Raw genomic sequence first — 4,301 nt, 5'->3', positions numbered from 1 at the left:
ACACCGCGATCGCGAACGCGTACACCGCGCTCACCGCCGCCGCCTCGGTGGGCGTGAACAGGCCGGAATAGATGCCGCCCAGCACGATCACGATCAGCATCAGGCCCCAGAACGACTCGCGCCCGGCCCGCACGCGGCGCGGCCAGGGCGCGCGCTGCATGCGCGGGTAGCCGTTGCGCCAGGCGCGGTACCAGGTCGTCAGGCCCAGCATCGTGGCCAGCAACGCCCCTGGCACCACGCCGGCCACGAACAGCTTGCCCACCGAGGTGTTGGTCGACACCGAGTACAGCACCATCGCGATCGAGGGCGGGATCAGGATGCCGAGCGCGCCGCTGGTGGTGACCACGCCGGCACCGAAGCGGCGCGGATAACCCTGCGCCACCATCGCCGGGATCAGCACGGAGCCGATCGCCACGACAGTGGCGGGTGAGGAGCCCGACACGGCGGCGAACAAGGCGCACGCCAGCACCGCCGACAGCCCGAGGCCGCCGTGCCAGTGCCCCACCAGCGAGGTGGCGAACTCGATCATCCGCCGCGCCACGCCGCCATGGGTGAGGAAGTTGCCGGCCAGGATGAAGAACGGGATCGCCATGATCTCGAAGCTCTCGATCCCGGTGAACAGCTTCATCGCTACCGAGTCGAGCGAGACGTCGGTGAGCAGGAACATGAACGACAGCACCGTCAGGCCCAGCGCGATCGAGATCGGCATGCCGGTGAGCATCAGCGACAGCAGCAGGCCGAACACCACCGCGGAGCGCACGCCGCCACCCGAGTGCACCACCCCGTACTTCGCCAGCAGCCCGACTCCGAGCAGCAGGAAGGGCAGCGCCAGCAGCACCCAGCCGAGCACGGCGCCGCGGCCGGCGCGGCCCTGCCCCGGCGCGCCGGCGCGCAGCGGCTCGGGCGTCGCCTCGGCGTCCACGCCTTCCACGTGCGCCTCGTCGTGGTGCGGCAGCGTGCCGTAACGGCCGAACTGCCAGGCGGCCTGCAGGAAGCGGAAGCACATGAGCGCCGAGCCGAGCGGGATCGCGAGGTACACGAACCACATCGGCGCCTCGAGGTCGTTGGAGCGGCTGCCGGAATCCCACACGCCTTCGACGAAGTGGAAGCCGAACCGGGCGATGGTGGCGGTGAAGAAGGCGCCCGCGAGCAGGCCGAACAGGACCACCTTGCGCGCGCGCCGGGCCTCCATGCGCCGCACCAGCACGTCCACGCCCACGTGGATGCCGGTGCGCACACCGTAGGCGGCGCCGAACTTCGCCATCCAGATGAACAGGTAGATGCACAGCTCCTGCGCCCACGACAGGTCGCGCGCGGCCAGCCACGCGAAGAGCGCGCGGAAGGGCGGCGCGGCCAGCGCCAGGCCGTGCGCCTCCAGCCACTTGGCGAAGTCGATGGCGGAGGAGGTGCCGTAGCGGTGCAGCACTGCCACGAACACCACCGCGGTGGCCGCCGCGACCAGCGTCGCGATCAGCCATTCTTCCAGGTGGTCCAGCACCGCGCCGAGCAGGCGGCCCAGCCGCAGCCCGGCGCCGACTTCAGGCCACGATGCCAGCCGACTTGAGGAGGTCATCGACCACCTGCTTGCCCACCCGCGCCTCGGCCTCGTGGTACACCGGCTTGAGCGCCGCCACCCAGGCGGTGCGCTGCTGCGGATCCAGGTAGTGCAGCGTGGTCTTGCCGGAGGCCTTGATCTTCTCCAGCGCGTCGACGTTCTCCTGCTTGGCGATCGAGTTCGTGTACTGCGTGGCCTCGGCCATCGCCTTGGTGAGCTGGCCGCGCACGTCGGCCGGCAGCCCGTTCCAGAACTTGCTGTTGGTGATCACCGCGTACTGCAGGTGCGCGTGGTTGGACACGGTGATGTGCTTCTGCACCTCGTGGAACTTCTGCGTCCAGTAGTTCGAAGGCGTGTTCTCGCAGCCGTCGACCACGCCCGTCTGCAGCGCGTGGTAGACCTCGGAGAAGGCCATGATCTGCGGCAGCGCGCCGAGCTTGCGGAAGTAGAGGTCGGCGATCTTGGAGCCGGAGATGCGCACCTTCAGGCCCTGGAAGTCGGCCGGCATCAGCAGCGGGCGGTTGGCCGAGACCATGTGGAAGCCGTTGTCCCAGTAGGCGAGGCCCGTGATGCCCTTGGCCTCCAGGCGCTTGAGCAGGCCGCTGCCGATCGGGCCCTGCACCGTCTTGTAGTAGCCCTCCTCGCCGTTGAAGACGAAGGGCAGGTCCATGGCCTCGAACTCGGGCACGCCGATCGGGCGGAACTTCGCCGTCGAGGGCGCGAGCATCTGCACCGAGCCGGTCTGCAGCGCGTCGAGCTCCTCCTTGTCCTTGTAGAGCGTGGAGTTGGGATAGACCTCGACCTTCACGCGGCCGCCGGTGTACTTCTCGGCCAGCTCGCGGAACTTCAGCGCGCCCTTGCCCTTGGGCGTGTCGTCGGTGACGACATGGCTGAACTTGATCACGATCGGCTGCTGCGCGAAGGCGCGGTGGCCCGCGAGCGCCAGTGCTCCCATCGTCGAGAGAGCGGCACGACGTTTCATGGAGGACCTCCTTGGTGAGAAGCGGGAACCTGGGGCCCGCGCCCGGCGGTCGCGAGCAGCGGCCCATTCTCACGAGCCGCTTCGGCCGCGTGCTGCGGGTTAACTCGGAAGTCCGCGTCATGCACGGCCTGCCCGGCGCTCGTCGCGGGATCGCCCTTACGGGACCACCCGCAGGCTTGAAACGCGCAGGGCCCGGCCCTAATTCGGGAACGTCCGGACGCGCAAGAAAAGAAAGGAGAGATCGATGAGTCCCTTGTTCCGATCGACCGCGGACCTGTTCGCGGAACTGAACCGCATGCAATCGATGCTCGACCGGGTGTTCCCGAGCCCCGGCGCCAGCATCCGCTCGCAGGCCGGCGCCGGCTTCCCGGTGCTGAACGTCGGCACCGCGCCGACGTCCATCGAGGTGCAGGCGCTCGCGCCCGGGCTGGACCCGGCGAAGCTGGAGATCACGATCGACCGCGGCCTGCTGGTGATCGCGGGCGAGCGCGCGAGCGACCTGCCGGCGCAGGACGAGCGCGCCAGCATCTACGCCAACGAGCGCTTCGCCGGCCGCTTCCGCCGCGTCGTGAGCCTGCCCGAGGACGCCGATCCGGCCCGCGTGGACGCGAGCTACCGCGACGGCGTGCTGCGCGTGAGCGTGGCCAAGCGCGAGTCCTCGCTGCCGCGCCGCATCGAAGTGAACTGAAGGAGCCTGCCATGACGAACGCTGTCCAGACCACTTCCCAGGAACGTGCGCCCGCCGCGGCCGCGAACGCGCAGCAACAGCAACAGTCCTTCGTCGTGCCGCCGGTGGACGTGTTCGAGAACGAGCACGCGATCACGCTGCTGGCCGACCTGCCCGGCGTGCCGCGCGACCAGTTGAACCTGCGGGTCGACGGCGACACGCTGGTGATCGAGGCCACGGCCTCCGCCGCAGGCACGCCGCCCGACATGGAGCTGGTGTACGGCGAGCTGCAGTGCCCGGCCTACCGGCGCCAGTTCACCCTGAGCCGCGAACTCGATTCGGCGCGCATCGAGGCGCAGCTGCGCGACGGCGTGCTGCGCCTCACCATCCCGAAGGCCGAGGACGCGAAGCCGCGCCGGATCCAGGTGCAGGCGGGGTGAAGCGCCGCGCCCCCGCGGCGCGCCTTCGGTGCACAATGGCCTGAAAAGCGGCGGCACCTCCGCCGCGCGGCGAGGGAGGCCGTCCGTTGGCGCTGAAGGCATTTCTGGTGGAGGACCAGGCGTCCATGCGCGAGAGCCTGGGCGAAGCGCTGTCGGAACTCGCCGGGTTCGAGATCGCGGGCTGGGCCGCCGACGAGAAGTCGGCCGTCGCCTGGCTGCGCGATCCCGCCCATTCCTGGGACATCGCGATCGTCGATCTCGTGCTGCAAGGCGGCGGCAGCGGCTATGGCGTGCTGCGCGCCCTGCGCGATCGCCCCGCCCTGCGCCAGATGATCGTGCTCACCGGCACCGCCAACCCGCAGGTGCGCAAGCGCTGCGAGGAAATGGGCGCCGACGGCGTGTTCGACAAGGCGATGGAAACCGAGGCGATGCTCGATTACTGCGCCAAGCTGTCACGGGCGGCCGGCGGGCATTGAGGCTTGCGCGCTGGCGGTTGGGTGCCTCGTAGGCTGGTGCTGAGCGCGCGTCAGCGCCGAAGCCCAGCGATTGCGGCCGCCGGGGAGCGCTGGGCTTCGGCGCCCGAGGCTGTCGCGTCGGACGCGCTCAGCGCCAGCCTACGAATACCGGTCCGAGTCAGTAACCGACCTACGCCTCCGT

5 protein-coding genes and 1 pseudogene are annotated in these 4,301 nt (G+C 69.9%); 3 read left to right on the top strand and 3 right to left on the bottom strand.

Features of this window, described 5'->3' with window-relative positions; genetic code table 11:
* The 3 genes and pseudogenes from VFM98_RS25440 to VFM98_RS25430 form a co-directional block, all read right to left on the bottom strand.
* Positions 1-721, bottom strand: a 721-nt coding sequence (locus VFM98_RS25440) for a TRAP transporter large permease (RefSeq protein WP_414709088.1), incomplete at its 3' end; no start/stop codon positions are given.
* Positions 722-898: 177 nt separating this feature from the next.
* Positions 899-1,510 (bottom strand): annotated as a pseudogene (locus tag VFM98_RS25435) (TRAP transporter small permease); the annotation flags it as partial.
* 28 nt (positions 1,511-1,538) lie between these two features.
* On the bottom strand, positions 1,539-2,537 hold the full coding sequence (locus VFM98_RS25430) for a TRAP transporter substrate-binding protein (protein WP_325112676.1): 999 nt from the start codon (positions 2,535-2,537) through the stop codon (positions 1,539-1,541).
* A gap of 244 nt (positions 2,538-2,781) precedes the next feature.
* Here VFM98_RS25430 and VFM98_RS25425 point away from each other — a divergent pair, with 244 nt between their 5' ends.
* The 3 genes from VFM98_RS25425 (at position 2,782) to VFM98_RS25415 (ending at position 4,120) form a co-directional block, all read left to right on the top strand.
* A complete protein-coding gene (locus VFM98_RS25425; RefSeq protein ID WP_325112675.1) occupies positions 2,782-3,225 on the top strand; it encodes an Hsp20/alpha crystallin family protein in 444 nt (147 codons plus the stop codon).
* Positions 3,226-3,236: 11 nt separating this feature from the next.
* Positions 3,237-3,644: an Hsp20/alpha crystallin family protein gene (locus VFM98_RS25420; RefSeq protein WP_325112674.1), complete on the top strand. Its 408-nt coding sequence runs from the start codon at positions 3,237-3,239 to the stop codon at positions 3,642-3,644.
* An 86-nt stretch (positions 3,645-3,730) separates the two neighbouring features.
* A complete protein-coding gene (locus VFM98_RS25415; protein ID WP_325112673.1) occupies positions 3,731-4,120 on the top strand; it encodes a response regulator in 390 nt (129 codons plus the stop codon).
* Positions 4,121-4,301 lie beyond the last annotated feature (181 nt).

This window comes from Ramlibacter sp., assembly GCF_035706265.1.
Taxonomy (GTDB): domain Bacteria; phylum Pseudomonadota; class Gammaproteobacteria; order Burkholderiales; family Burkholderiaceae_C; genus Ramlibacter.
This window is presented reverse-complemented; position numbering and strand designations above follow the sequence as displayed.

Excerpts from the sequence above, each read along its gene's own strand:
- VFM98_RS25430 (WP_325112676.1), bottom strand. The coding sequence starts at position 2,537 with ATGAAACGTCGTGCCGCTCTCTCGACGATGGGAGCACTGGCGCTCGCG.
- VFM98_RS25420 (WP_325112674.1), top strand. The coding sequence starts at position 3,237 with ATGACGAACGCTGTCCAGACCACTTCCCAGGAACGTGCGCCCGCCGCG.
- VFM98_RS25425 (WP_325112675.1), top strand. The coding sequence starts at position 2,782 with ATGAGTCCCTTGTTCCGATCGACCGCGGACCTGTTCGCGGAACTGAAC.